Source organism: Amycolatopsis stemonae, from assembly GCF_054781455.1.
Map to the genome: position 1 here is coordinate 194,910 of NZ_BAAGUJ010000013.1, position 25,711 is coordinate 220,620.

Here is a 25,711-nt window from a genome sequence, read left to right on the forward strand (position 1 = left end):
TTCCTCAGACGGGGTGGTTGCCGTGCTTGCGCTGGGGGCCGGGCTTGCGCTTGTCCTGCAGCATGGCCAGCCCGCGGGCGATCGCCGCACGGGTGTCCGCGGGGTCGATCACGTCGTCGACCAGGCCGCGCTCCGCCGCGTACTGGGGGTTCAGGTACTCCGCCACGTACTCGGCGACCAGCCGGGCGCGCAACGCCGCCGGGTCCGGGGCCGCCGCCAGCTCGCGGCGGAACAGCACGTTCACCGCCCCTTCGGCGCCCATCACCGCGATCTGGTTCGTCGGCCAGGCCAGCGAAAGGTCGCAGCCGATGGACCGGGAGTCCATCACGATGTACGCGCCGCCGTAGGCCTTGCGCAGGATGACCTGGATCCGGGGCACCGTCGCTTCGCAGTAGGCGTGCAGCAGCTGCGCGCCCTGCCGGATGATCCCGCTGCGCTCCTCGTCCACGCCGGGCAGGAACCCCGGCACGTCGACGAGCGTCACCAGCGGGATGCCGAACGCGTCGCAGAACCGGACGAACCGCGCCGCCTTCTGGGACGCCGGCCCGTCCAGCACGCCGGCCAGCACGCACGGCTGGTTGCCGACGAGCCCGACCACGCGGCCGTCGACCCGGGCCAGCGCGCACAGCACGTTCGGCGCCCAGGCTTCGTGCAGGGCGAAGAACTCGCCGTCGTCGGCGACCTCTGTGAACACGTCCCGCATGTCGTAAGGCCGGTTGGGCTCCGCCGGGACGAGCTCGGCCAGCCGCGGCCGCCAGTCCGCCGTCGCCCCGGTCTCGCGGGTCGCCGGGGGCTGCTCGAGGTAGTTGCGCGGCAGCAGCGACACCAGGTACCGGACGTCGGCGAGGCAGCTCTCCTCGTCGTCGTGCACCACCGTGGCGACGCCGGAGTGGCGGCCGTGGGTGTCCGCGCCGCCCAGCTCGTCGTGGCTCACGCGCCGCCCGGTCACCGCCTCGACGACGTCCGGGCCGGTCAGGAACATCCAGCCGGTGTCGCGCACCATGAACGTGAAGTCGGCCAGGGCCGGCGAATACGCCGCACCGCCGGCGCACGGCCCCAGGATGACGCTGATCTGCGGGATCACCCCGGACGCCTCGACCTGGCGGCGGAAGATGCCGCCGTAGCCGTTGAGCGCCATCACGCCTTCCTGGATGCGCGCGCCGCCGCTGTCGTTGAGGGCGATCACCGGGGACCCGGTGGCCACCGCCAGGTCCAGCACCTTGTGGATCTTCGCCGCGTGCGCCTCGCCCAGCGACCCGCCGAACACGGTGAAGTCCTGGGCGTAGACGAACACCCGGCGCCCGTCGATCGTGCCGGAGCCCGCCACCACACCGTCGGTGTAGGGGCGGTTCTCCTCGAGCCCGAGCCCGCGGGCCTGGTGCCGCCGGTAGGGCTCGATCTCGGTGAAGGAGTCGTCGTCGAGCAGCAGCGCGAGCCGCTCGCGCGCGGTGAACTTGCCGAGGGAGTGCTGCCGCCGCACGGCGTCCATCCGGCCCTCGGCCACGTGCGCCGCCAGCTCGTCGCGGCGCTTGCGCAGCAACGGCATCCCCGGCTCCGGCTCAGTGGCCGGGTGCAGGGAGATGACCTGGGCGTCGCCGGTGGGCACCGACCGCCGGTGGTGCCCCTGCCCGCGGCGTTCACCGTCGGGCAGGGGCACCACTTCGGCGTCGTCGAGCGGCTGGGCGCCGGCGTCGGACGGACCGCTCACGCGGCGTCCCGCAGCCGGCCGAGACGCTCGAGGTTCTCCTGCTCGATCTCGGCGACGATGGTGCTCCACACGATCCCGCGGCCCAGCCGGGGCATCGGCCGGGTGATCGCCGGCACCGGCTCGGGTGCCGCGGCGATCGGGTCCGGGACGGCCCGGACCGGGCGCGTGGTGTCGTCGGTCTCCTCGTGCGCGGTCATGGCAGTGCCTTTCCGGTCGCGCCGGACCCGGCGGGGCCGGCTGGTGGGGCTGTCGTGAGAACGGCTCGCCGGGCGCGGCTCGCGGGGAGCCGGCCGGTCTCGGCCAGCCAGCGCACGGTGTCCGCGACCGTGTCCGCCAGCGGCCGCGCGGGCACGCCCGCGTCCGGGACGCCCGCCGCGACGGGCACGGCGACCGCGCAGACGTGGATCGCGCCGTACTGGACCGGGAGGCGCCCCGGCCAGCACCGCTGGAGGACGTCGGCGGCGCGGCCGGCGAAGGTCAGCGCACGGGCCGGGAGGAACGCCGCGGGGAGCCGGCGGCCGGTCACCGCGCGCACGGTGGCCAGGTAGTCGCGAGTGGACACGAACGTGCCGGGGCCGAAGAAGCCCGGGCCGGGCGCGGCCGGGCCGTCGAACAGCCGCGCGTGCAGTTCCGCGTTGTCGCGGACGTCGCCGAGCGGCAGCCCGCCCGCCGGCCACAGCGGCATCAGCCCGCGCAGCAGGTCCCGCAACCGGGCGTTCTGGTCGCCCAGGTGCGGGTCGTGCGGGCCCAGCAGCCCCGGGGGCCGGGTGAGCACCGCGCCGTACCGGCGGGCGATCCGCTCGGCGGCCGTTTTCGAGGCCAGGTAGGGCTCACGCGACGCGCCGGGCGGCGAGTCCGGCCCGATGCTGGCGGTCGCGGCCGGGTACAGCGTCCCCACCGTCGACACGTGCACGATCCGGCCGGTCCCGGCGTCGCGGGCCGCCGCGAGCACGACTTCGGTGCCGTGCTCGTTCACCCGCCGCAGTTCGGCGCGGCGGCGGGGGTCGAAGGTGTAGACGCCCGCCGCGTGCAGCAGACCGTCCACACCGGACACGAGCCGGGCGGCCGCGGCCGGGTCGGTGACGTCGCCCGCGACGACGTCGACCGCGTCCGGCGCCACCCCGAGCGGGCCCAGCGCGGCCGCCACCCGGTCCGGCCGCCGGGCCAGCAGCCGGACCCGGTGGCCGTGCCGCAGCAGCGCCTGCACGGTGTGCGCACCGAGGAACCCGGTGCCCCCGGTCACCGCGACGAGCATCGCTCTCCCCTTGCCTGGTCGGGTGGTCAGGCCGCGCGGGCGCGACCGTCGACTTCGTGGTAGCCGCCGCCGTAGAACACGAGCGAGTTGTCGCCGGTGCCACGGCTGGAGGTGACCACGCGACCGAGGAAGATCGTGTGGTCACCGCCTTCGTAGGCCTCGGCGAGCTCGCACTCGAGCCACGCCAGCGCGCCGGTCAGCAGCGGCGCCCCGGTCTTCGCGCCCGGGGCCCAGCCCACGGAGTCGAACTGGGCCATCCCGGCGGGCCGGCGCCAGTCGGCGAAGTACTTCGACAGGTCCTGCTGGTCGGCCGCGAGGATGTTCACGGCGTACGAGCCGGCGCTGGTGATGGCGGCGTGCATCCGGGCGGCCCGGGACACGCAGCACAGCACCATCGGCGGCTCGAGCGAGACCGACGAGAACGCGTTGGCCGTCATGCCGTGGCCCTGCTCGCCGGCCGCGGTGAGCACCGTGACCCCGGTCGCGAACTGCGCCATCACCTCGCGCAGCCCGGTCTGGGTGGACAGGTGCCGCCGCCCCGACGCGGTGGGCAGGCGCTTCAGGACCGCCCGTTCGGTGGTTTCCCCGGCGTCGGCCACGTCACGCTCCCCTGCCGTTCACCGAGGTGGTCGTGTACGGCGCCAGCGCTTCGCGCAGCTGCTCCGGCACCCGCGACGGCACGGTGGCCGTGTTCGGGCCGCGCATGCAGGCGATCCGCTGCCGGCCGCGGGCGACCAGCCGCTCGCCGTCCGGGTGCAGGTGCACGTAGTCGAAGGCGAACTGGACCTGCGTCGAGGTGAGCTCCTCCAGCCGCAGCCGGATGGACAGCTCGTCGAACGCGGTGATCTCGGCGAAGAACTCGCACTCCACCTTGAGGGTGAAGAGCTTGAGGTCGTCGCGGACCTCCTCGAGCACCGCCGGGGCCTTCTCCTTCAGGAACATCTCGCGGCACCGGCCCTGCCAGCGCACGTAGTTCACGTAGTAGACGTTGCCCACCAGGTTCGTCTCTTCGAAACCGACCGTGTGGCGGATCTCGTAGTAGTCGGACATGCTCAGTTCTCCTCTGCCTGCAGCACCGCGAAGACCACCGGCTCGGTCCGGTCGTTGACGGTCGTGGCCCAGGTCGCGATCCGCGCCGGCCCGCAGGCCAGCAGGGCCCAGCCGTCGGCCTCGACGCGGCGCACGGTCAGGGACTCGGTCATGGCGCCCGTCTTGCGGACGCATTCCAGGGCGCTCCACACCCGGGTGTTGGCCACGGCGACCGGCTCGCCCGCGTCGGCGGCCAGCAGCCGGCCGACCGAGAGCAGCTCCTCGCCGAGCAGCCCGGCCCAGTCCTCCTCGGTCCGCTCGAGCACCGTCTCGACGTCGCAGGTCACCTGTCCGGTGCCGGCCACGACGAGGGTCAGCCGGGAGCTGTGCGACGCCGTGATCGCGCCGCCGCCGTCGACCTCCGGCTTGCCGTCCGGGCGGTAGCGGATCTCGACCGGCTTGTCGAACGCCCGGCTCGCGGCCAGCGCGGTCTGGGCGCGGCGTTCGGCGATGCCGCCCGCCTCGGCCCCGGCGGGGTCGGGCTCCAGCACCACCGACCGCGTGCCGCCGAGCATCCGCTCGCACGCCCGCTCCAGGTAGGAGCTGAGCATCGAGGGCACCCACGGCCCGGCCCCGTCGGTCTTGCGGACCGCCCGCAGCATCAGGCCTTCCCAGCGCTCCACCAGCTCGCCGTCCGGGTTGCGGACGTCGAGGTCGTAGACGTAGCTGTCGCCGTCCTGGAGCCGTTCCTTTGCGTCCAGCAGCACGTACTCCGGGTGCTGGGCGCCGGGCTCGGCCAGGTGCAGCTTCTCGATGCCCTGCGGCAGCAGCGTCGCGTCGGGGACGCAGCACTGGATCGCGTGCATCATCGCGTCCCGCGTGCCGGGGTCGGCCAGCAGCCGCTGCTGCGGCAGGAACGGGGCGAACCAGTCGTGGTCGGCCGTGGTCGCGATCTCGGCCACCGCGTGCCGGGCGCTCGCCCGCCGGTAGCCCACGACCCGCTGGAAACGCTTGCCCTGGAACAGCACCGTGCCGTAGAGCTCGGACAGCGGTTCCACCGGCACCGACGGCACGTCCGTGTCGCGGACCTGCTTCGGGCCGATCTCGGCCGGCCGCGCGAAGCTGAGGCTGGCCTTGAAGTGGTCGGCGCTGAACCCGGTTTCGTCGCTGCGCAGCACCACGTCGACGGTGTCGGCGTCGCGGGCGACGGCGGCCAGCCGGATCGTGGTGGACCCGCCCGGCGAGACGATGATCGGGCGCAGGAACTCGACGTCCGAGAGCACCGGCGCGCCGGTCCGGTCGAGGGTGGCGGCGGCGACCTGGGTCATCGCCTCCATCCCGAGCACCGCCGGGAACAGCAGCTGCCCGTCGAGCAGGTGGTCGGCCAGGTACGGGTCCGAGCCGGCGGACAGGTCCGCCTCGGTGATCAGCTCGACCCCCGGGTAGTGCACGACCGCGCGGTCGACGAACCGGGTCAGCGGCAGCTCCTTGCGCTGGATCGGCAGCGTGGCCAGCCCGCCGGTGCGCCCGCAGACGACCAGCACCGGCGGCACCGCCGGGTCGGCCAGTGCCTGCTTGAGGATGGCGATGCCGTCCTCGGTCGGGATCGGCGTGATGCCGTCGCGCTTGAGGGCGCTGACCACGCCGAGCTTCTCGCCCATGCCGGTGCCGGACCAGACCGACCACTCCAGCGCGACCGCCCGTGCCTGCGGGTACTCGCGGCCGAAGCGCAGGGTCAGCTCGGTCATCCAGTCGTTGGCCGTGGCGTAGTGCGCCTCGCCGCGCAGGCCGGCCCGGCCGATGATGCTGCCGAAGGTGACCAGCAGCTTGATCTTGCTCTTGTCGACCGCGTCCAGCACCGCGTTGAGACCGCCGATCTTCGGGGCGAGCGTCTTGCGGAAGGTGTCCTCGGTGAGGCTGAACAACGCGGCGGGCTCGTTGCGCCCCGCGCCGTGCAGCACCGCGGTGACCGGGCCGAGCTCGGCCTGCATCCGGGCGATCGCGTCGCCCACCTGCGTGCCCGAGGTGACGTCGGCGCGCTCGTAGCGGTAGTCGATGCCCGCGGCCTTCATCCGGCCGAGGTTCTCGGCCAGCTCGCTGTCGTCGGCCGGGTCGCTCCGGCCGAGCAGGGCGAGCTTCGCGCCGGAGTCCTTGGCCAGCGCCAGCGCGCTTTCCGCGGTGATGCCCTTGCCGCCACCGGTGACGAGCAGGACGTCGCCCGCGTCGAGGGACTCGGGGATCGGGCCGGTGGGCGCCGGGGCGACCGCGACCAGGCGCGGCACCGTCCGGCCGCCGTCGGCGCCGTAGCGGACTTCGGCGAAGTCCGTGGTCCCGGCGACCTCGGCGACGACGATCTTGACCGCCTCGCTGACCGCGGCCGGGTCCGACGGCGCCGGGTCGGCCAGGTCGACGATCGTGGTGCGGGCCGACGGGTCCTCGAGCCGCAGGGTCTTCGCGAGCCCGGAGGCGCCGAGACCGTGCTGCACGACGACGAAGCGCGTGCCGTTGGGCGCGGCCATGACGGCGCGGCCGGCCTCGAGGAACAGCCCGGCGTGGCTCGCGTCGCAGTCGGCGGGCAGGCAGAGCAGCACGCCGTCGCCGGCGCCCGCGCGGGCCAGTGCCGCGCGCAGCGGCGCGGCCAGCGGGTGACCGGGCGTCGAGAAGACCTCCCAGCGCGCCTGGCCGAGGCCCGGCGTCAGGTCGGCCGCCGGCCGCGGGGCCGGCACGTACTCGACCGCGAACGGCCGGACCCACGGGCCGGCGCCCGGGACCTCGCCGCCGCCGGTGTCGGCCGGCTTCGCGGTCTGGGCCAGCTCGTCGATCATCTCGGCGAGCTCACCGAGGCAGACCGTCGCGAAGTTCGGCATGCCCTCCAGCGCGGGCCGGCCCAGTGCCCGGGTGACGTCGTTGACCAGCTGGCCGACCGTGATGGACGACAGGTGCAGGTCGTCGAGCGGGTGGGTGTCCGCGGTGACGGTCTCCAGCGGCAGCTCGACGCGCTCGGCGGCGAGCTTGCGCAGCAGGTCGAGCGTCGCGTTGGCACCGCCGGCGACCTCGACCGCGGCTTCCGACGCCGCCTGCTCCTTCTCGGCCGCCAGTTCCGCGGCGAGTTCGCTGTCGATCTCCGGCGCCGCCTCGCAGGGGCTGGCGAGGAAGTTGAACACGCCGTCCTCGGGCAGGCCGCGCACCGCGCGGCCCTCGAACAGCGGGCCGGTCGTCAGCTGGGCACCGGCCGCGAACGCCGCGCCCGCCACCCGGAGCACGGCGCTCAGCGTCGTGCTGTCGGTGTCGACGGCCAGCACCGGCGTGCCGGGGGCGATCTCCTCGAACAGGCCCGAGAGCACCCGGCCGGGGCCGACCTCGATCACCAGGTCGCTGCGCTCGGCCACCTTGGCGGCCGCCTCGCGGAAGCGCACCGGGAGCACGATCTGGTCGCGCAGCAGCTCGGGCAGGTTCTCCGCCGCGTGCAGGACGTCACCGGTGACCGTGGAGACGACGGCGTGCTCCAGGCGGGCGAACGGGATCTCCGCCAGGGGTGCGGTCATCGCCGTCGCGGCCGGCTCGACCAGCGGCGAGTGGAACGCGTGCGACACCTTGAGCCGGGTCGCGGTGACGCCGGCGGCGTGGGCGCGGGCGATCACCCGGTCCACGGCCGCGGCCGGGCCGGAGATCACCGTCTGCTCGGGGGCGTTGTAGCCCGCGATGACGACGTCGGCGCCCAGGCCAAGCTCCTCCGCGCGGCTCGGCGACGCGGCGATGCCCGCCATGGCGCCTTCGTCCGCGGTGGTCGCGGCCATCACCTTGCCGCGGACCTTGGCCAGCTGCAGCACCGCGCGCTCGTCCAGGGCACCGCCCCAGTGCAGGGCGGTCAGCTCGCCGAGGCTGTGCCCGGCGGCCGTCTGCGCCTCGATGCCGAGCGAGCGGAGCACGCGCAGCGCGGCCAGCGAGCCGGCGACGATCCGCGGCTGGGCGACCTCGGTGGCGACGTGGTCGGCGCCGGTGGGCAGGCCCGCGGCGCGGAAGACGTCGTCGGCACCGGTGAACCGGCGGCGCAGCACGCCGTCGGCCGCGCGCCCCGAACCCTGGCCCGGGAACAGGAAGCCGATGCGCGGTTCGGTGACGCGGTGGCCGGCGAAGATGCCGTCGGTGGCGGCGAACACGGACCCGTCGGTGCCCAGCAGCTCGAGCAGGCGGGTCAGCTTGCGCTCCGCCTCCTCCGGGCCGGTCGCGACGACCGCGGCGCGCGCGGGCCGGTGGGCGAGCTCGCCCGCCAGCTGCCCGGCGAGGTCGGTGAGCTCGGCCATCGACAGCTTCGGCACGAACTCCAGCAGGCCGGTGATCCGGGCTCGCAGCCCCTCGACGTCGTCGGCGTCGAGCAGCAGCAGCTCGGCGTCCTGGCGGCCGGAGACCAGCGCCCGCGTCCGCTCGTCGAGCTCGGTCTTGCGCGCGGCGTTGGGCGCCTCGGTGACCGTGACGTGCGAGTTGATCCCGCCGAAGCCCATCGCCGAGACACCGGCGCGGACCGGGGCGTCGGCCGGCCACAGCTGCGCCTCGCGCGGCACGTACATCCGCGCGGAGTCACCGGTGAGCTTCTCGTGCGGCTCGAAGTGGCCGGTCGCGGGCGGGATCACCTGGTGGTACACGGCGAGCGTCGCCTTGATCAACCCGGCGACGCCCGCCGCGGCCTTGGTGTGCCCGATGTTGCCCTTGATGGTCGACAGCGCGGCCGGCGCGGCCAGCGGGTCGGCGTCGTGGCGGGCGGTGGACAGGGCCTCGATCTCGGTGGCGTCGCCGAGCGCGGTGCCGGTGCCGTGGCCTTCGAAGTAGGACACGGTCTCGACGCCGTAGCCGGCGCGGTCGTAGGCGCGCTTGAGGGCCAGCCGGTGCCCGGCCGCCTCCGGCCGGGTGATGCCGCCCTTGCCGTCCGAGGACACGCCCCAGCCGCCGATCGAGGCGTAGATGCGCTTGCCCTGCTCGATCGCGTCGCTTTCGCGCATCAGGACGAGCATGCCCGAGCCTTCGCCCGGCCAGAAGCCGTTGGAGTCGGCGTCGTAGACCTTCATCTCGCGCTTGGCGAGGGCGCCGGTCTTGGCGAAGCCGATCACCTCGAAGGGGTCGATCGAGAGGTCGACGCCGCCGGCGATGGCGACGTCGAGGTCGCCCTGCGCCAGCGAGTTCGCGGCGCTCACCACGGAAAGCAGCGAGGACGAGCAGGCTCCGTCGACCGTGAAGCCGCCGCCGGCGAAGTCGAAGTGGTTGCAGACGCGCCCGGCGATGGTGTTCGCCAGGCCGCCGGCGAGGGTGTCCTCGTTGATCTCCGGGAACGGCTCCTTGTACTGGACCTCGAGCTCCCGCAGGAAGGTCGCCGTCTCCTCGTCGCCCCAGCCGCGCTCGCCGAGCGCCGCGGCGACGGTCCGGCGGACGTACGGCCAGCGCAGCCGCATGATGTTCGCCCGCGAGAACTCGCCGGTGAGGCTGTTGCCGATGACGACGCCGGTGGCCTCCCTCGGCGCGCCGTCGCCCTCGGGGAACCCGGCGTCGGCCAGCGCCTGGGCGGCGACGTCCAGCGCCAGCCAGTGCGTGGTGTCCGTGGCCCGGAAGGTGCTGCCGGCGACCTTGTACGCGACCCGGTCGAACTCGAAGTCGCGGAGCACCGCGGCCTTCTGCGCGTAGAACCGGTCCGGTGCCGCCGGGTCCGGGGAATAGTAGTCCGCCCGGTTCATCCGTTCGTCGGGCAGCCGTCGGAACGCGCGGCGGCCGGCCAGCACGTTCTCCCAGAGCTCGTCCAGCGAACGGGCGTCCGGATACCGCAGTCCGATCCCGACGATCGCTATCCGCTCACCGCTCATGCCACCGCACTCCCAAATAGCTCTCGAGCCCGTCCGTCGCGAGGGCGACGGTTCCCGGTTCTGTCCGGCGCACGGGTCCGCACCCGCCGCCGAGGTCGTTCGTCGTTCCCGCCGGGATCTCTCCCGTGGTCACCCCAGCCCGCTCAGCATGGGCTTCCGCACTCCCGGCTTCTTCTTTCTCCCTGCCCCGGCCGCGGGAAGCGCAACGGCGAACAAATCCGCCGCACTCCCCTCGACCATCCACAGTGGACGGATCAGGCCGGGAACTGACCCGGGCGGCGGCCGTCACCGGCCGGGCCCCGGTACGCCTGGGCCACCTCCAGCCACTGCCGGGCCAGCCCGCCTTCGGCGCGCACGCCGAGGTCGTCGGGGTGGCGCCGCCGGGTGACCAGCAGGCAGAAGTCCTCGGCACCGCCGGTGATCCGCTCCGCCGAGTCCTCGGGCCCGAAGGTCAGCAGCCGCCCGGACGGCGTCGTGATCTCGAAGCGGAACTCCTCCTCGGGCGGCGTCAGCCCGCGCGCCTGGTACCCGAAGTCGCGCACGCGCACGGCGAACCCGACGAGGTGGGCGAGGCGGTCGGTGCGCACCGGCCGGACGCCGAGGGCGTCGGCGATGTCCTGGCCGTGCGCGAAGACCTCCATCATGCCCGCGCAGGCCAGCACGTACGGCGGCAGCGGGTTGACCAGCCACGGCACGACATCGGTGCCGGGGACCGCGGCGAGCGCCTTGATGCCCTGGTCGCGCTCGGCGCGCCAGCGGCTCAGCAGGACCTCCGCCGGACCGCCCAGGTACTCCTGGAGCGCGCCGTTGACGGCGGCGTCGAGGTCGCCGCCGATCGCCTTCGTCATGGCGACGAAGGCCTCGGGCTGCGCCGCGGCGAGGCCCGCGATGCGGAAGATGAAGGCGAGGTGCCCGACCTGGTGGCGCACGGTCCAGCCGGGCGCCGGCGTCGGGGTGTCCCATTCGGTTTCGGAAAGGCCGGCGACGAGCGCGTCCACGCTCTCGGCCTCGGTCGTCAGGTCGGCGATCACGGCCGTCGTGTCAGTCACCGGTTGTCCTTTCCCTGCTCGTTCTGGGGACGTCGGTTTCGGCGGCCGCCGTGCTCGTGGCGGGGGTGGGTGGGCCACGGTGCGGCGGCCGCCGGGGAGAGATCGAGGGAATCCGGCCGGTCGATCAGCTCCTCTTCGAATCATCACCCGCGCCCGCGTGACGCGTCTTCTCCTCGTGGGCGCAGGGAAAGGCGGCTGCCGAGCTCCTCGGCGGCGGCGTGAGCGGCCCACGAGACGAGCTCGATCAGCCCCCGGTCGTCGGCGCGGTCGCCGCGGACGGCGGTGACGACGAGGTCGTCGACCTGGTAGGCGGCCTTGGCCACCAGCAGGGCCAGCCGGGCGGCCGGGCGCTCCGCGGGCGGCAGCTCGGCGACCGGGCCGTCGGCCCACGACCGGCCGAGGCCGGGCGGGCGACCGTCCCACGCCTTCAGCTCGCGCCGCACGAGGTCACGCACCCGCGGCGGCAGCACCCGCGCCCCGGCGTCTTCGACGGCCACGCGGGCCCGCGCGAAGGCGTCGGCGAGCGTGCTGCCCGGCTCGGCCCAGTCCGGGCCGTCGGCGCCGGTGGCGGGCAGGAACGCCAGGGCCCGCCCGGCCGGCGGGGCCTGGCCCGGCCGCAGGAAGCGGCCGAGCACCGCCTTCGCCTTCCCGCGGGCGGGCGCCGGCACCCGGTCGGGCAGCGGCGAGTCGCCGAGGAACACCGCGACCATCCGGTTGAGGTAGTGGAAGGCGGTGGCCACGGCGGCGAACTCGGCGGCCGCCCCGGCCGGGACACCCGGCGGCAGCGGGCCCGCGCCCCGCGCCCACTCCGCGAGCTCGCGGGCGCCGGGGTCGGTGATCTCGTCCGGGGTGCCCGCTTCCAGCGCGGCCGCCGTGCCCGGGTCGCCCAGGGAGCCCACCGCCATCGCGTGCACCTCGACGCAGTACGGGCAGGCGTTGCCGGCGGAAACCGCGGCCGCGACCACCTCCCGGTCCGCGCGGCCCGAGACGCCCGCCGCGACCAGCGACTCGCGCAGCAGGAGCCACGCGGCCGCCAGCGCCGGCGGCGACGGCGAGTGCAGCGCGATCGGCGGCGCCAGCATCCCGAAGTCCCGTTCGACCTGCCGGTACACCTCCCGCACCAGGCCCCGCGCCCGCCGCGGCCGCACGGCCTCGACGTGCTTGACGTCCTTCACGGTCCGCCGCAACGCGAACCGCACCAGTCCCGGCGCCATCGTTCCTCCTCGAGAACCGGCGAACTCGCGCTCCCAGATCCCCAGGAGCGCGAGTTCGGTGTACCCGTGCATCAGTTGCCGGCGACGAGGTCCAGTTTGGACACCGCGCGCCGGCCGGTGATCGACCCGTCGGGGGCCGGTGCGCCGTACTTGACGTCGACCCCCCGCGCCTGCGCGGCCCGGACGATGCTCGGCACCGACCGCTCGGCGAGCGCGGCGATGGTCATCGCCGGGTTCACCGTGAGCGCGCCCGGCACCGACGCGCTGTCGGTGACGAAGATGCCGGGGTGGTTGCGCAGCTCGTGGTTCGGGTGCAGGGCGGACGTCGCCGGGTCGTCCCCGATCCGGCAGGACGCCAGCGGGTGCACGGTGTAGGCCCCGACGACGTCGTTGGTCCACGGCGCGACCTTGCCGATGCCGTCCTTCTCGATGATCTCCTTGCAGTCGGCGTCCGCGAGCGCCCACCCGCGCCGGGTGTTCGGCGTCGGGTCGTAGCGCAGCGGGCCGCGGCCGAGCATCTGCTGCGAGATCCGGTAGGCGTTGCCGGTGGGTGGCGGCGTGCCGAAGACGCCTTCGTTGTCGTCCTCGGTCATCAGGAAGATCGTCAGCCAGTTGGCCCACTGGTTGAGGATCTCCTTCTTCTGCGCCCCGTACCAGCGCGGCTCCTCGCCGCCGGGCACCTGGGCGAGGATGGTGCCCAGGCCCGGCGGGAAGTACAGCTGCTCCAGCGAGTACCGCTCGTACTCCGGCAGCGACCCGTCGAGCTTGTCCCAGTTCGCCACGGTCGGGCCCTTGCCGATGTGGTTGGCCGAGTACACCGGACCGTCCTCACGGGACAGTCCGAGCACCTCGCGCACGCGGTCCTCGTCGATGATCGCGGTGTTGAGCCGCTCGCCGTTGCCGGAGAAGTACCGGCCGACGCCGTGCGGCATCGCGCCGAGCGCGGCCTCCGAACGCTGCAGGATCACCGGGGTCGCACCCGCGCCGGCGGCGATGATGACGATCTTCGCCTCGATCACGCCACTGCCGGTGTGGACCCGGTAGTCCTCTTCGTCGATCAAGTCGTAGTAGACGCGGTAGCCGTCGTCCTCGGTGCGCTCGAGGCGCTGGACCTCGTGCAGCGGCCGGATTTCCGCGCCGTGCGACAGGGCCGCGGGCAGGTAGTTGGTCAGCATCGACCGCTTGGCGTCGAACTTGCAGCCGGCCATCATGAAGTTGCAGTTGACGCAGGTGCCGTTGTCGACCGCGACCGGTGCCGGGTTGGCCGTGCGGCCCGAGTGGTTGCAGGCCGCGGCCCACAGCCCGCCGGCGTAGGAGACGTCGTTCCAGTCCTGTTTGGACACCGGGATCGACTCGTCGACCCGGTCGTACCACGGCTCGAGCGAGTCGCGCGTGATGACCGAAGGCCACATCCGGCGCCCGATGCTGCCGTGCCGCTCGAAGACGAACTTCGGCGCCCGCGGCATCGCGGCGAAGTACACCACGCTGCCGCCGCCGACGCAGTTGCCGCCGAGCACGCTCATCCCGTCGCCGACGACGAAGTCGAACGCCCGGGTGTAGGACGAGCCGAGCAGGTAGTCGTGCTCGAAGTCGGCCGCGGCCAGCCACGGGCCGCGCTCCAGCACCGTGACCTTGGCCCCGCCGGCGGCGAGGTGGTACGCGGGGATGGAGCCGCCGAAGCCGCTGCCGACGATGACGACGTCGGTCTTGTCGATGGCGCTCATGCGGGGCTCCCGGAGGGCGTGGTGTCGGGGTGGAGTTCGGCCAGCTTGCGGCCGTAGCCGTACTTCGGGAACCGCCAGAACCCGTCCGCGTCCGGGGGCCGGTAGCCCAGCGCCAGCAGGCCGGGGTGCCCTTCGCGGATGGCTTCGGCGGTGTGCTTGTGCGCGGCGCTGTCGTAGGCCATGTTGCAGAACAGGGCCAGGCTGACCCAGCCGTCCTTCTCCGGGTGCCCGGGCGTGGTCAGCCGCCGCACCAGCTCGCGGCGGTGTTCGTAGGGCAGCGCGACGAACGGCGGGACGTCGTGGTCGAGCTCCAGATCCACCTCGCCCGCGTAGGACTTCGCGTGGTCGTTGAGCGACTGCGCGAGGTAGGGCAGGCCGGCCGTGACGCCGGTCGCGTCGAAGTTGAGCAGCTCGAGCGCACCGGCGACGACCGAGCCGGGACCGGGCGCGGCCCCGGCGATCGCCCGGTCCTCCGGGAACCGCTTCTCCCCCGGCACGATCGTGTCGGCGTAGGCCTCGAGAGTCATGTTCTTGACGCGTTCTTCTTCGGTGGCCTCGGGTTGCACCGGCCTACCTCCTCATCAGTGTGGATCAAGCGGCCCGGCGGGTCTCGGCGGCCCGCGGGTGCACGGTCATCGGCAGCCCGCCGCGCACCCGCAGCGAGAGCATCGCCTCGGGTTCGACGACCTTGCCCGGCACCTTGCGCAGCTCCAGGTCCCGCGCGGCCATCGCGAGCACGAACACGGCCTCCATCACCCCGAGGCTGTTGCCGATGCAGAACCTCGGCCCGGCGCCGAACGGGATGTAGGCGTAGCGCGGCGGCCGCTCGTCCGCGGTGAACCGGCCCGGGTCGAAGCGCTCGGCGTCGGCCCAGAACTCCGGGTGCCGGTGCAGCGTGTAGGGCACCACGACGACGTCCGACCCGGCCGGCACGTGGTACCCGCCGATCTCGTCGTCGGCCTGGGCGATCCGCGGCAGCAGCCACACCGGCGGGTAGAGCCGCATGACCTCTTCGACCACCGCCACGGTGTAGGTCAGGCGGCGCAGGTCTTCGTGCTCGGGCAGCCGGTCGCCGAGCACCTCGACGGCCTCGGCGTGCAGCCGCTCGGCGACCTCGGGGTGCTCGTCGATCAGGTGGAACGCCCAGCCGAGCGTGCTCGCCGTCGTTTCGTGCCCGGCCAGCAGCAGGGTGATCAGCTCGTCGCGCATGCGCTCGCGCGTCGCACCCTGCTCGGACCCGGACGCGATCAGCCGCGACAGCACGTCTTCGCCGTTCTCCACCGGGTTCGCCAGCCGCTGCTCGACGAGCTCGTCGGCGATCCGGCGCAGGTCGTCGCGCGCGGTCCGGAACTGCACCTGCTTCTTCAGCGGCACCCACTGCGGGACCATGCTCAGCGTGACCGCCTCGAACATGGCCTGGTCCTGCACGGCCTCGAACGAGTGGCCCAGCGTCTCGTAGCCGCCGAGCTCGGCGTCCAGCAGCGTCTTGCCGAGCACGCCCAGCGTCAGGCCGGTCATCTCGTGCAGGATCTCGACCGGGCCGTCGTGCGCGGCGAGCCGCCGGATCAGTCCGTCCACTTCGGACGCCACGACGGCGGCCTGCCGCGAGATCCGCTTGGGCTGGAACACCGGCTGGATGGTCCGGCGTTGTTTCTTCCAGATCTCGCCGTCGCTGGTGAGCAGGCCGTCGCCGAGGGCGCGGCGCGCCTCCTGCAGGCCGATGCCCTTGTGGTAGTTGGCCGCGTTGTCCGCGAGGACGTGCTTGGCCAGGTCGGGGTGGTTCACCAGGTACATCGCCTTGGGGCCGATGGCGATGCGGACGACGTCGCCGTAGGTGTCGGCGTTGTCGCCCATGAGCGCGAGCCGGTCGGTGAAGAGCTGCTTCAGCAACCGGAACGTCGCCCGGCGCGGCGGCCCGGGCGGCGCGGTGCGCGCCGCCCGGGCGTCGTCCGAAGGACCGGTCATGCCGCGACGGCTCCCGGCTTCTCGTCGTCCGCTTCGGGAGCGGGCGGCGCGAGCTCGAGCTTCGCCTTCTGCGCGGCCTGGTCGGCCTCGAACCGGATCCGCGCCTTGTTCGAGAAGTGCAGGCCCCACAGGAACATCCCGCGGATCAGGCACACGGTCGCGGTGGCCAGGAACAGGCCGTAGGAGACGTGCACGGCGGTGAAGAAGCCGTACGCGAGCGCCACGCCCGCGCCGAAGGCGAACTGCGAGCCCTTCTTCGACGGCGACGTGCCCGGGTCGGTCACCATGTAGTTGGTGTAGAGCACGAACGCGATCCCGGTGCCCATCGCCAGCGCGCCGGGGATCGACGTGCCGAACAGCCAGCCGCGGACGAAGGCCTGGATGACGAAGAAGCTCAGCCAGCCCGCGATCAGGAACATCCGGTTGGTCAGCAGCGCGTTGAGCACGGTGCCCGAGACCAGGATGATCGCGACGATCAGCCAGCCGCCCCAGGTCGCGATCTGCTCGCTGAAGTGGTACGGCGGGGCGATGCTGGCCCACGGGAACACCAGCAGGATGATCGTGATGCCGAAGTTCGACGGGTTCATGTAGTGCCGCATCCGGCCGTACACCGGCGCCTGCAGCACCCACTTCGCGCCGACGGCCACGACGACCCCGAAGACCATCACGAGGATCTGGTCGTTGACGTAGGTCAGCATGTTCAGCGCGAGACCGGTGATGTGCGCCGGCAGCAGGAACTCCATGAGCCCCTTGAAGCCGTTGCCCTTGAACCGGACTTCCCGCTTGGTCACCTTGGCGTTGATGATCTCGAGCAGGATCTCCGTGGTGTACGCGGTCGCCAGCGCGACGAACGGGTACAGGTACGGCTGCTCGAAGCCGAGGATCGTGTAGCCGAGGATGTTGAAGATCGTGATCGACATCGCGAACCGCTTGAGCGCGGTGACGACCTTGTTCGTCCGTTTCGGTGGCGCGGTGTCCACCTTGGTCAGCGTCGGGGTGGTCATGCCGTCACATCTCTTCCATCGCCGTGGTGCCGAGCTGGTACGCGTGGCAGCCGGGTTGCAGCTTCAGGTCCTGCGTGCGCAGCTGCCCGGTCCGGTCGCGCCACTGCAGGTGCACGTCGAGCGGTCCGGTGACGTCGTGCCCGAGGCCGATCTGGACGTCGAAGCTGCGCCGGCCGGCCTCGCCGCTGCTGCCGTCGACCCGGCCGAGGTACTTCTTGCCGTCCGAGGTCGTGACGGTGACCTGGGCACCGATCGCCGGGTTGCCGGCCGCGGGCAGCGGGCCGGGCGCGACGGGGGCGTCCGTGGTCAGCTTCAGCTGCAGGTACTTGCCCGGGTTCGGGCTGTCGTTGTGGTAGAAGATCGGCGCTTCCCACTGCCGCGCCACCGCGAACTCGGGCAGGCCGTCGCCGTTGGTGTCGCCGACCCCGATGCCGCGGGTCGGCACCGGCACCGCCAGGCCCAGCCGCGGGCCGAGGTCGGTGTAGCGGCCGTCCGGGCTCTTCACGAAGAAGTGGAACGTCTGGTCGCCACCGATGTCGTCACCGGCGCGGGCGTTGGGCCACCAGAACGGGTTGGACAGCAGTCCGTCGTTGGCCGTGGCCAGCTCCTGCAGGTTCGGCCAGCGGTTGACCTGGCCCTTGACGAACCCGGTCGCCTGGGCGATCTGGTTCTCCCCGCTGTTGTTGAAGTCCTGGATCTTGACGTCCCAGCCCCAGCCGGACCACGCCGTGCCGGTCTGGCCGCTCTCGTCGTGGAACGGGGCGACGCCGTTCTGCAGCTGGCTGCGCAGGTCCTGGATGCTGCGCGAGGTGTTCATGAACTGGAAGTTCGACTCCTCGATGCCCCACGAGGTCGTGATGTTGCTGACGAACAGGTCGTAGAGGCCGTCGTGGTTCAGGTCGCCGAAGTCGACGCCCATCCCCTTGAAGGAGTCGTGGCCGAGCACCTTCGACTTCGGGTCGGCGATCCCGCGGACCCCGGTGACCTCGGCGAGCTCGATGTGTCCCGGCGTGGACTTGTTGTACAGCAGGTGGTCGTGCCCGAAGTCGTTGGCGATGTAGAGCTCCGGCAGGTTGTCGCCGTCGATGTCGGTCGCGCTGGAGGCCAGCGTCCAGCCCTGGCGCGCGCTCTCCGGGATGCCTTGGGAGGCGTCGACGTACTTCGCCGTCGGGTTCGCCCCGGACGTGGCGCCGGTCCAGCGGTAGATGTACTTGCCGCCCGAGTTCGTCGCGTGCGACATCGACTGGTTCAGCGTGATGCCGCCGTCGGCGTTCGGGTCCAGCACCCGGCTGTCCGGGAAGTAGTTCCCGATGAAGATGTCGACGTGCCCGTCACCGTCGAAGTCGCCGATCGTGGCGGAGTCGGTGTTCCACAGTGGACCGGTGTACTTGCCGTCCGGGCCGCGGTTGTTGCCCGGCACCAGCTCGGTCGGCTGGAACGCCGAGGCGTCGAACTTGGTGGCGTTCGCCTTCTGCAGGAACAGCACCGGCGTCCGGCCCCAGTAGTAGACGAGGACGTCGGTGCGGCCGTCTTCGTTGTAGTCGCCGGGGACGCAGCCCATCGGGGCCATGTAGTCCCACGTCGGCAGCGTCGGCGCCGGGTCGAGCGCGAAGGGCGCGTAGCGCGGGCCCGAGTCCGGCGCCGGCGTGATGACGACCTGGTCGCTGCGCGGGTCGACCAGGCAGATGTCGTTGGCCTTGCCGCTGCCGCTGATGTCGTTGATCGCGATCGCGGCGCCGACCGAGGAGATCCAGGCGGCGATGTGCTCGTACTCCTTGTTCACCGTCCGGATCGACTGCGACTTCTTCGCCGCGGGCAGCGCGATCGTCATCGGGGTGAAGTGGAACTGGTTCGCCATCTGGTCCTGTTCGGCGGCGGAGACGCTGGGCAGCCGGGCGACCAGGAACAGGCCGAGGATCAGCACCAGCGCCACGATGCCCGCCAGCTGCTTGCGCAGCCAGCCGAAGGTCGCGGTCATTTCTTCTTACCTCCGTGGGTCAGCACTTCTTCGGCGATCCGCTGCCGCCAGGTTTCGAAGGCCGGGACGTCGTCGCCGTCGACGACGACGGCCGGGCGGACCTCCTGCGTGATCGCGGCGGCCCGCTCGGCGGACAGGCCGCAGATCGCCTGGGCCGCCATCTCGGTTTCCGGGATCATCAGGCCCGAGCGCACCCGGCACTCGGCGGCGAAGGCGCTCCCCTGCGCCAGTTGCCCGTGGTGGATCCCGGCCCGGTCGACCAGTTCCGCCAGCTCGTCGGCGGTGACGCCGCACGCGTAGGTCGAGGCCAGCCCGACCCCCGCGTACAGGTCGCCGTGGCGCGACTCGGGGAACTCCTCGATCGTCTTGGTCACCAGGGAGACGTCGGTGCCGCAGATGAACCACAGCGCGCGGCCGATGCCCTGGTCGATGGCCCGCAGCGCGTACCCGTCGTAGCGCCGGTCCGGCCAGGAGAAGCCCGGCTCCTGGTACTGCTGCCCGATGTACTTGGCGGTCTTGAAGTACGCCTGGTGGAAGCCGTAGCCGTCGAGCACGAGCCAGCGCAGCAGCGGGTCGAACGCCGACGCCTTCGGCCACGCGAACCGCGGCAGCCGGCACATCGCCCAGCCGACCCCGACGTAGATGATGTAGTCGTGCTTCTCGCCGGGGCCGGCCAGGAAATCGGCGATGTTCGTGCTCTTGCCGAACGGCAGCCCGTCGAGGACGCCGTACCCCATTCCCGCGCCTTCGTAGGCGAAGCCGCGGAACTGCGTCGGAATCTGCTCGAGCCATTCCTCGGCCTGCTCCACCGACCGCGCTTCGACCGCGTGCGCGTACCCGAGGAGGAACCTTTCCCCGATCGTCTCGAGTCGTTCTTGAGCGGCTGGGCTCTTGCGGTGGAAGCCCCGCTTCTCCAGCGAGGTCTCCGAAACGTCCGGTGTCAGGATGCGACGCCTGAGCGTGCGCCAACCATTGCCCAACGCACTCTCCCCCTTACGGGTAGAAGGAAATGTGGTAAAGCTCGTTCCGCTCCACGGTCACTTATCCGCTGGTCAGCGGTCTACTCCACGGTTGCCCGCGAGCGGCGGCGTCAGGCGGCGCGCTCTCGGGAGCCCGCGCGGAACTCCGCCCGGATCCGCTCGCGCCACAGCTCGTACGGCGGTTCCGGCCCCTCGTCGACGAAGGGCACCTCGGTGCGGTCGGCGATCGTCTCGGCGGCCTCGACCGTGAGGTCCGCCAGCACCTCCGCGGCAAGGCGGCTGTGCTCCGGCACGTACGTCGAGTAGGTGCGCGCCTTGATCGCGAACACCACGCCCAGCGCCAGTTCCGCGTGGTGCGGCCCGGCGAGCCGGCGCAGCGTCTCCAGCCCGGCCCGGTCCGCGCCGCCGGCGAAGGTGGCCGCCAGCCCGATCCCGCTCCAGAGGTCGGGGCGGCGGCTTTCGGCGAAGGCGTCCGCCGCGGCCGCGGCGGCCTCGGGCACGCCGCCGTTGATGAACCACAGCGCGCGGCCGACGCCTTGGTCGAAGGCACGCGAGAAGTAGTCCGGGCGCCCCGCCCAGGGGTACGGTGCCGGCTCGGCCTGTTCGCCGACCCACTTGCCGGTGTCGAAGTACGCCCGGTCGAACCCGAAGCCGTCCACCGCCAGCCAGCTCATGACCGGGTGGTGGTGCACCCCCTCCAGCGACGGCAGGATGTTCTTCCACAGTGGACGCGGCAGCCGGGCCATCGCGAACCCGATCCCGATGTAGGTGAGGAAGATGTGCGGCTCCCCCGGGCCCTCCAGCAGTGCCTTCGTGCGGTCGCGGCCGCCGCCCGGCATCGCGTCGAGGATCGTGTACCCCATCGTCGCGCCTTCGTACGCGAAGCCGCGCTGCTCCGGTTCGACGAGCGCGAGCCGCCGTTCCAGCTCCCACAGCGAAGCGCCCTCGATCGCCCACTCGAACCCGCACACCACGGCCTGCGGCACCGCCTCCAGCCGGGCCGTCGCCGCGGTGGGGGTGACCGGGAAGCCACGCTCCTCGAACCCCACCGAAGCCAGGGAGGGCGCCAGCGCGCGCTTGCGCAGGACGCCGAAGAATGTCGCCATTGCTCGTTTCCTCTTCTCGGGACGCGGGTTCAGGCCACGGCGCGCAGGTGCGCGCGCGAGGCGGCGAGCATCTGCTGGCTGCCCGGCGTCTGCCGCGACGCCAGGGTGATCGCGATCGGCGGGTCGGTCAGCGCCGGCGGCCGCAGCCGGATCGACACCTCCGCCGGCTCGAACGGGGTGACCGTCGTCGTCGCCGTGCCGATGGTGAAGGCCGGCCCGCCCGCGGGCGGCCGTCCCGCACCGTGGTCGGCGACCGCGATCACCGTCCAGGTGCCCTCGGGCACCCCGTGGATCGTCAGCGCGCCCGCCTCGGAGTCGGCCAGCCCGCCGAAGGCCACCGGGCCGCTCTGCGGTACGGCGTCGGCGAACACGCCGACGAGCACGGTGGCCGGCGCGGCGCCGTTCGGGAACCGCAGCCGCACCCCCAGCCGTTCGTTGCCCCCTTGCAGGGACGCGCAGGTGCTGCCCGCCTCCCGCAGCGACCGCAGCGCGGGCAGCCGCTGGAAGTACGCCGAGTGCGCCACGAGCAGCTCACCCACCTCCGGTTCGCGGTACTCGGTCGGGGTCATCCCGACCGCGCGGGCGAACCGGCTCGTGAACGTGCCGACGCTGCTGTAGCCGACGCTGCAGACGATGTCCGAAACGGTCAGCGAAGTGGTCAGCAGCAACCGCTTCGCTTCGAACAGCCGCACCGCGGTGAGGAAGCGCCCCGGCGTCACACCGGTCGCCTTGGCGAAGATGCGTGAGAAGTGGAACGGGCTCACGAACACCTCGGAAGCCAGGGCCGACAACGTGATCGGCTCGAAGTACCGCTCCAGGATCATTTCGATCGCGCGCAGGACGGCGGGCTGGACGGCCTGTTCCGGCGCTTGGACCTGCCTGTACCGCTCTGCACCCGCGGACGGGTCTTCGCCGTCGGCGCCCCCGGACGCCACCGATCGCAAGATCATCAGTCCAACCTCGAATTCCCTACCGACGTCAAGTTCCCTGTTCGCCAGGTAAGACGTCACCCCTCGCGGGCCGGTGGACCCCCGATCGAGAGCCGGGCGAGCACGGCGCACCACCGGAGCGACGACCGTGCGGACGGCAGGGTTCCCGGGTGACGAACGCACACCCGCGTCGTGCGCGGCACACCGGGCCCGGCTGGCAGAAAGGCCGGATCGAGGAGCCCCGGGGCCCGCGGTTCCCCGATTCCCGGCCGCCACGCCGTCCGGGACCTGCGGTTTGCCCGCCCCACGCCGGCTGCGACGGGTGGGCAGCACCCGAGCGAGACGTGCGGAACGCACGGGCCCGGCGGGGAAAACACATCTCGAGTCTGGTGGACCGCTCACTGGCTGGGGTGGCGCCGCTCTGTCACATTCGACGATGGACAGCCCGCGGTCGGCCGTGCCCGGCTCGGCGAGGCGTACTGGGGAGCTAGAGACATCGCGGCAGAACACCTGGAGGCGCGCGACATGTACTCCGAGAAGAGGCTATCGGACGGGCTGGTCGACGTGTCCCAACGGCCCGTCCGACCACCCGAAAGTGTCGTCCAGTTCACGGTTCTCGGCACGCTCGGCGTGCTGCGCGACGGCGTCGACCACACCCCGACCGCTCCGAAGCTCCTGCAACTGCTGGCCCTGCTCGTCACGCGCCCGGGCAAGATGGTGCACGTCGACTCGATCACGCAGGAGCTGTGGCCGAGCGGTCCACCCCGGACGGTGCGGACCACGCTGCACACCTACGTCTACCACCTGCGCCGGTGCTTCGAGCAGAACAGCCTGGCCGACGGGGCCGAGGACCTGCTGACCACCAAGGCGCCCGGGTACGTCTTCCGGATCGACCCGAGCCAGGTCGACGTCCACCGGTTCGGGCAGCTGCAGCAGGAGGCGCAGGACCTGCTGCGCCAGGACCAGCACGCGGCCGCGGCCCTGCGGTTCCGCGCGGCGCTGGACCTGTGGACCGGGCCGCCACTGGCCAACGTCCACTGTGGACCGATTCTGCTCCCGTACACGGTGGAGCTGCTGGAACAGCGGCGCAACGCGCTGCACATGCTCATCGAGGCCGAGATCACCAGCGGCAACCACCGCGAGCTGATCGGGGAACTGCGCTCGCTGACCGCGGGCAACCCGCTCGACGAGGCGTTGCACGGGCAGCTGATGCGGGCGCTGGGCCGCAGCGGCCGCCGGTCCGACGCGATGGCCGTCTACCGCACCCTCCGCAAGCGGCTCAGCGAGGAGCTCGGCGTCGAGCCGTGCGACGAGCTGCAGCTGCTGCACCACGACCTGATCTCGGAGGGCGACCACTTCTGAGCCACCGCGCCACCGACCCACCCCGCACGAACGAAGTGAGGATCAATGACCGCACGCAACCGCACCTACGGACAGTACTGCGGACTGGCCCGCGCCATGGAGCTCGTCGGTGAACGCTGGGCCCTGCTCATCGTGCGCGACCTGGTGCTCGGCCCGAAGCGCTACAACGAGCTCCGGACCGGCCTGCCGAAGATTCCGCCGAGCATCCTTTCGGCGCGGCTCAACGAGCTGGAGGAGTCCGGCGTGATCCGCCGCCGGATCCGGCCCGACCTCGACGCCGGCCTGGTCTACGAGCTCACCCAGTACGGCAGCGAGCTCGACCAGATCCTGCTGGACCTCGGCCTGTGGGGCGCCCGGTCGCTGAGCCACCCGGGCCCGGACGACATCTTCACCCTGGACGCGGCGATCCTGTCGCTGTACACGACGTTCCAGGCGGAAGCGGCGGCCGGCGTCCAGATCACGTTCGCGATCCACTACCACAACACGATGATCCTCCACGCGATGGTCGACGACGGCGACCTGAAGGTCTCCGAAGGCCGCTACCCGGACGCCGACCTGATCATCCGGTCCAGCCAGGGTTCGGCCCTGCTGGACGTCATCGGCGGTCACGTCACCCCGGCCCAGGCGTTGGAGAACGGCTCGGTCTCCATCGAGGGCGACGTGCGCGACCTCGAACTGTTCACCCGCCTGTTCCGCCTGACCTCGGCTCCCGAGGCGAAGAACGACGTCGCCGTCCACTGAGGACGATCACCTGACGAGCCGGAGGGCCTTCCGCCCTCCGGCTCGCAGTCGTCAGCCCAACCGGTCCGCCCGCTCCTCCAGGTACCGCCGCTCCGGCAGACTCGCCGTCCGCCCGGCCGCGCGCCGGTAGTGCTCCCGCGCGCCCGCGAGATCGCCGACCTGCAACGCAGCTTCCCACCCCGGCCACAAGCCCCACTCAGCCCAACCGGTCCGCCCGCTCCTCCAGGTACCGCCGCTCGGGCAGACTCGCGGTCCGCCCGGCCGCGCGCCGGTAGTGCTCCCGCGCGCCCGCGAGGTCGCCCGCGCGCTCCAGCAGGTGCGCGCGGACCGCGTCCAGCCGGTGGCTCTGCCGCATCCGGCTGTCCTCCGCCAGGGACGCCAGCAGCTCGAGCCCGCGTGCCGGGCCGTCGACCATCGACACCGCGATCGCCTGGTTCAGCGTCACCACCGGGCTCGGGGCCAGCTCCTGCAGCACTTCGTACAGCTGCGCGATCTGCGTCCAGTCCGTGGTCTCCGCGCTGGGTGCCTCGTCGTGCAGTGCCGCGATCGCCGCCTGGACCTGGTAGACGCCCACCGGGCCGCGGCCCAGCACCGCGCCGACCAGGGCGCGGCCCTCCGCGATCGCCGTCCGGTCCCAGCGGTCGCGGTCCTGCTCGGCCAGCGGCACCAGGGTCCCGTCGGCGCCGGTGCGCGCGGGCCGGCGCGCGTCCGTGAGCAGCATCAACGCCAGCAGCCCCGCGACTTCGCCGTCGTCCGGCCGCAGCGCCCGCACCGCCCTCGTCAGCCGGATCGCCTCGCGCGCCAGCTCGGGCACGTGCAGGTCCGTCCCCGACGTCGCCGTGTACCCCTCGTTGAAGATCAGGTAAAGAACCTGCAGCACGACGCTCAGCCGCCCGGCGTAGTCGGCCTCCGCGGGCTCGCCGAACGTCGACCCCGCCGCCGCGATGCTCTCCTTGGCGCGGGTGATGCGGCGGGTCATCGTCGCTTCGGGGACGAGGAACGCCTTCGCGATCTGCGCGGTCGTCAGGCCGCCCACCGCGCGCAGCGTCAGCGCCACCTGCGACGGCGGGGACACCGCCGGGTGGCAGCACAGGAACAGCAACGTCAGCGTGTCGTCTTCGCCCGGCGTCTCGACGGGCTCCGGGAGCTCGCGGGCCGCGACGGACTCCTCCCGGCGACGGCGCGCGCTCTCGCTGCGCCACTGGTCGGTGAGCCGGCGCGTGGCCACGGTGACCAGCCAGGCGAGCGGGTTGTCCGGCACCCCGCCGTCCCGCCACTGCTCCGACGCGGCGAGCAGGGCCTCCTGCACGGCGTCCTCGCACGCGTCGAACTGCCCGTACCGGCGCACGAGCGTGCCCAGCACCCGCGGCACGAGCGGGCGGAGCAGCTCGCCGACGTCCTCGCTCACCCGCCCGTGTACTCGGATTCGCCCGTCGCGTCGGCGAAGAACACCACCGGCCGGACCTCGATGCCGAGCCCCTCGATCTTCGCGTCGGGGATCATCGCGGCCACTTCGTACGCGCGCTCCTGACTGGCGCACTCGACGAGGTAGTAGCCGGCGAGGAACTCCTTCGACTCGACGAACGGCCCGTCGGTGACCGCCGGCATGCCGTCCTTCACCCGCACCACCGCGCTCTTCGCGGGCGCGTCGAGGGCCTGGGTGCCGATCATCTCGCCGGACTCCCGGATCCGGCGGATGAACTCGCCGTGGCCGGTCATCACCTCGTCCTTTTCCCCGTCGGACAGCCCGTCCCAGACGTCCGGGTTCATGTACATCGCCAGCAGGTACTTCATCGCTTCTCCCCGCGTTCGGTCCCC

Annotated in this window: 20 protein-coding genes; 2 read left to right on the forward strand and 18 right to left on the reverse strand. The window is 72.6% G+C overall.

Annotation, left to right across the window (positions count from 1 at the left end):
* Window positions 1-4: 4 nt before the first annotated feature.
* The 16 genes from ACYVLJ_RS36630 to ACYVLJ_RS36705 form a co-directional block, all read right to left on the reverse strand.
* Entirely contained in the window at window positions 5-1,546 is a 1,542-nt protein-coding gene (locus ACYVLJ_RS36630; protein ID WP_460442140.1) for an acyl-CoA carboxylase subunit beta, read from the reverse strand.
* Between the two features lie 158 nt (window positions 1,547-1,704).
* Window positions 1,705-1,905, reverse strand: a complete 201-nt coding sequence (locus ACYVLJ_RS36635) for a DUF6222 family protein (RefSeq protein ID WP_451987662.1) — start codon at window positions 1,903-1,905, stop codon at window positions 1,705-1,707.
* Entirely contained in the window at window positions 1,902-2,963 is a 1,062-nt protein-coding gene (locus ACYVLJ_RS36640; RefSeq protein ID WP_460442114.1) for a Rossmann-fold NAD(P)-binding domain-containing protein, read from the reverse strand. Before ACYVLJ_RS36640 ends, ACYVLJ_RS36635 begins: the two co-directional genes overlap by 4 nt.
* Window positions 2,964-2,989: 26 nt before the next feature.
* The gene (locus ACYVLJ_RS36645) at window positions 2,990-3,562 is read right to left on the reverse strand and encodes a flavin reductase family protein (RefSeq protein ID WP_451987658.1); all 573 of its coding nucleotides are present in this window, start codon (window positions 3,560-3,562) and stop codon (window positions 2,990-2,992) included.
* 1 nt (window position 3,563) lies between these two features.
* Window positions 3,564-4,013, reverse strand: a complete 450-nt coding sequence (locus ACYVLJ_RS36650; protein WP_451987656.1) for an acyl-CoA thioesterase — start codon at window positions 4,011-4,013, stop codon at window positions 3,564-3,566.
* Window positions 4,014-4,015: 2 nt separating this feature from the next.
* The gene (locus ACYVLJ_RS36655; protein ID WP_460442115.1) at window positions 4,016-9,841 is read right to left on the reverse strand and encodes a type I polyketide synthase; all 5,826 of its coding nucleotides are present in this window, start codon (window positions 9,839-9,841) and stop codon (window positions 4,016-4,018) included.
* 254 nt (window positions 9,842-10,095) lie between these two features.
* Complete coding sequence (locus ACYVLJ_RS36660) at window positions 10,096-10,890, reverse strand: TIGR03084 family metal-binding protein (RefSeq protein ID WP_460442116.1); 795 nt, start codon at window positions 10,888-10,890, stop codon at window positions 10,096-10,098.
* A gap of 143 nt (window positions 10,891-11,033) precedes the next feature.
* Window positions 11,034-12,104: a carboxymuconolactone decarboxylase family protein gene (locus ACYVLJ_RS36665; RefSeq protein ID WP_460442117.1), complete on the reverse strand. Its 1,071-nt coding sequence runs from the start codon at window positions 12,102-12,104 to the stop codon at window positions 11,034-11,036.
* Between the two features lie 71 nt (window positions 12,105-12,175).
* Complete coding sequence (locus ACYVLJ_RS36670) at window positions 12,176-13,828, reverse strand: GMC family oxidoreductase (RefSeq protein WP_460442118.1); 1,653 nt, start codon at window positions 13,826-13,828, stop codon at window positions 12,176-12,178.
* Entirely contained in the window at window positions 13,825-14,394 is a 570-nt protein-coding gene (locus ACYVLJ_RS36675; protein ID WP_451987646.1) for a DUF5987 family protein, read from the reverse strand. The genes ACYVLJ_RS36670 and ACYVLJ_RS36675 overlap by 4 nt, the downstream gene beginning before the upstream one ends.
* A 25-nt stretch (window positions 14,395-14,419) precedes the next feature.
* A complete protein-coding gene (locus tag ACYVLJ_RS36680) occupies window positions 14,420-15,793 on the reverse strand; it encodes a cytochrome P450 (RefSeq protein ID WP_451987644.1) in 1,374 nt (457 codons plus the stop codon).
* Window positions 15,790-16,797 (reverse strand): enediyne biosynthesis protein, encoded by a 1,008-nt coding sequence (locus ACYVLJ_RS36685; RefSeq protein ID WP_460442119.1) that lies wholly within the window; start codon window positions 16,795-16,797, stop codon window positions 15,790-15,792. Before ACYVLJ_RS36685 ends, ACYVLJ_RS36680 begins: the two co-directional genes overlap by 4 nt.
* 4 nt (window positions 16,798-16,801) lie before the next feature.
* Window positions 16,802-18,775, reverse strand: coding sequence for a CRTAC1 family protein (locus tag ACYVLJ_RS36690; protein WP_451987640.1), 1,974 nt, complete (start codon window positions 18,773-18,775; stop codon window positions 16,802-16,804).
* A complete protein-coding gene (locus ACYVLJ_RS36695) occupies window positions 18,772-19,755 on the reverse strand; it encodes a DUF1702 family protein (protein WP_460442120.1) in 984 nt (327 codons plus the stop codon). Before ACYVLJ_RS36695 ends, ACYVLJ_RS36690 begins: the two co-directional genes overlap by 4 nt.
* A gap of 110 nt (window positions 19,756-19,865) precedes the next feature.
* On the reverse strand, window positions 19,866-20,861 hold the full coding sequence (locus ACYVLJ_RS36700; protein ID WP_460442121.1) for a DUF1702 family protein: 996 nt from the start codon (window positions 20,859-20,861) through the stop codon (window positions 19,866-19,868).
* A gap of 29 nt (window positions 20,862-20,890) precedes the next feature.
* On the reverse strand, window positions 20,891-21,811 hold the full coding sequence (locus ACYVLJ_RS36705) for a helix-turn-helix transcriptional regulator (RefSeq protein WP_451987634.1): 921 nt from the start codon (window positions 21,809-21,811) through the stop codon (window positions 20,891-20,893).
* 504 nt (window positions 21,812-22,315) lie between these two features.
* Here ACYVLJ_RS36705 and ACYVLJ_RS36710 point away from each other — a divergent pair.
* Complete coding sequence (locus tag ACYVLJ_RS36710; RefSeq protein ID WP_451987632.1) at window positions 22,316-23,152, forward strand: AfsR/SARP family transcriptional regulator; 837 nt, start codon at window positions 22,316-22,318, stop codon at window positions 23,150-23,152.
* 45 nt (window positions 23,153-23,197) lie between these two features.
* Window positions 23,198-23,893 (forward strand): winged helix-turn-helix transcriptional regulator, encoded by a 696-nt coding sequence (locus tag ACYVLJ_RS36715; RefSeq protein ID WP_451987630.1) that lies wholly within the window; start codon window positions 23,198-23,200, stop codon window positions 23,891-23,893.
* Between the two features lie 196 nt (window positions 23,894-24,089).
* Here the strand turns inward: ACYVLJ_RS36715 and ACYVLJ_RS36720 are convergent, their stop codons facing one another.
* The gene (locus tag ACYVLJ_RS36720; RefSeq protein WP_451987628.1) at window positions 24,090-25,301 is read right to left on the reverse strand and encodes an RNA polymerase sigma factor; all 1,212 of its coding nucleotides are present in this window, start codon (window positions 25,299-25,301) and stop codon (window positions 24,090-24,092) included.
* On the reverse strand, window positions 25,298-25,687 hold the full coding sequence (locus tag ACYVLJ_RS36725; RefSeq protein WP_451987626.1) for a YciI family protein: 390 nt from the start codon (window positions 25,685-25,687) through the stop codon (window positions 25,298-25,300). The genes ACYVLJ_RS36720 and ACYVLJ_RS36725 overlap by 4 nt, the downstream gene beginning before the upstream one ends.
* Window positions 25,688-25,711 lie beyond the last annotated feature (24 nt).

What these genes read in the sequence shown, in the direction of transcription:
- ACYVLJ_RS36715 (WP_451987630.1), top strand. Translation starts at nt 23,198, where the DNA reads ATGACCGCACGCAACCGCACCTACGGACAGTACTGCGGACTGGCCCGC.
- ACYVLJ_RS36640 (WP_460442114.1), bottom strand. Translation starts at nt 2,963, where the DNA reads ATGCTCGTCGCGGTGACCGGGGGCACCGGGTTCCTCGGTGCGCACACC.
- ACYVLJ_RS36665 (WP_460442117.1), bottom strand. Translation starts at nt 12,104, where the DNA reads ATGGCGCCGGGACTGGTGCGGTTCGCGTTGCGGCGGACCGTGAAGGAC.
- ACYVLJ_RS36705 (WP_451987634.1), bottom strand. Translation starts at nt 21,811, where the DNA reads ATGATCTTGCGATCGGTGGCGTCCGGGGGCGCCGACGGCGAAGACCCG.
- ACYVLJ_RS36650 (WP_451987656.1), bottom strand. Translation starts at nt 4,013, where the DNA reads ATGTCCGACTACTACGAGATCCGCCACACGGTCGGTTTCGAAGAGACG.
- ACYVLJ_RS36680 (WP_451987644.1), bottom strand. Translation starts at nt 15,793, where the DNA reads ATGACCGGTCCTTCGGACGACGCCCGGGCGGCGCGCACCGCGCCGCCC.
- ACYVLJ_RS36725 (WP_451987626.1), bottom strand. Translation starts at nt 25,687, where the DNA reads ATGAAGTACCTGCTGGCGATGTACATGAACCCGGACGTCTGGGACGGG.
- ACYVLJ_RS36710 (WP_451987632.1), top strand. Translation starts at nt 22,316, where the DNA reads ATGTACTCCGAGAAGAGGCTATCGGACGGGCTGGTCGACGTGTCCCAA.
- ACYVLJ_RS36635 (WP_451987662.1), bottom strand. Translation starts at nt 1,905, where the DNA reads ATGACCGCGCACGAGGAGACCGACGACACCACGCGCCCGGTCCGGGCC.
- ACYVLJ_RS36685 (WP_460442119.1), bottom strand. Translation starts at nt 16,797, where the DNA reads ATGACCACCCCGACGCTGACCAAGGTGGACACCGCGCCACCGAAACGG.
- ACYVLJ_RS36690 (WP_451987640.1), bottom strand. Translation starts at nt 18,775, where the DNA reads ATGACCGCGACCTTCGGCTGGCTGCGCAAGCAGCTGGCGGGCATCGTG.
- ACYVLJ_RS36700 (WP_460442121.1), bottom strand. Translation starts at nt 20,861, where the DNA reads ATGGCGACATTCTTCGGCGTCCTGCGCAAGCGCGCGCTGGCGCCCTCC.
- ACYVLJ_RS36630 (WP_460442140.1), bottom strand. Translation starts at nt 1,546, where the DNA reads ATGCCGTTGCTGCGCAAGCGCCGCGACGAGCTGGCGGCGCACGTGGCC.
- ACYVLJ_RS36655 (WP_460442115.1), bottom strand. Translation starts at nt 9,841, where the DNA reads ATGAGCGGTGAGCGGATAGCGATCGTCGGGATCGGACTGCGGTATCCG.
- ACYVLJ_RS36670 (WP_460442118.1), bottom strand. Translation starts at nt 13,828, where the DNA reads ATGAGCGCCATCGACAAGACCGACGTCGTCATCGTCGGCAGCGGCTTC.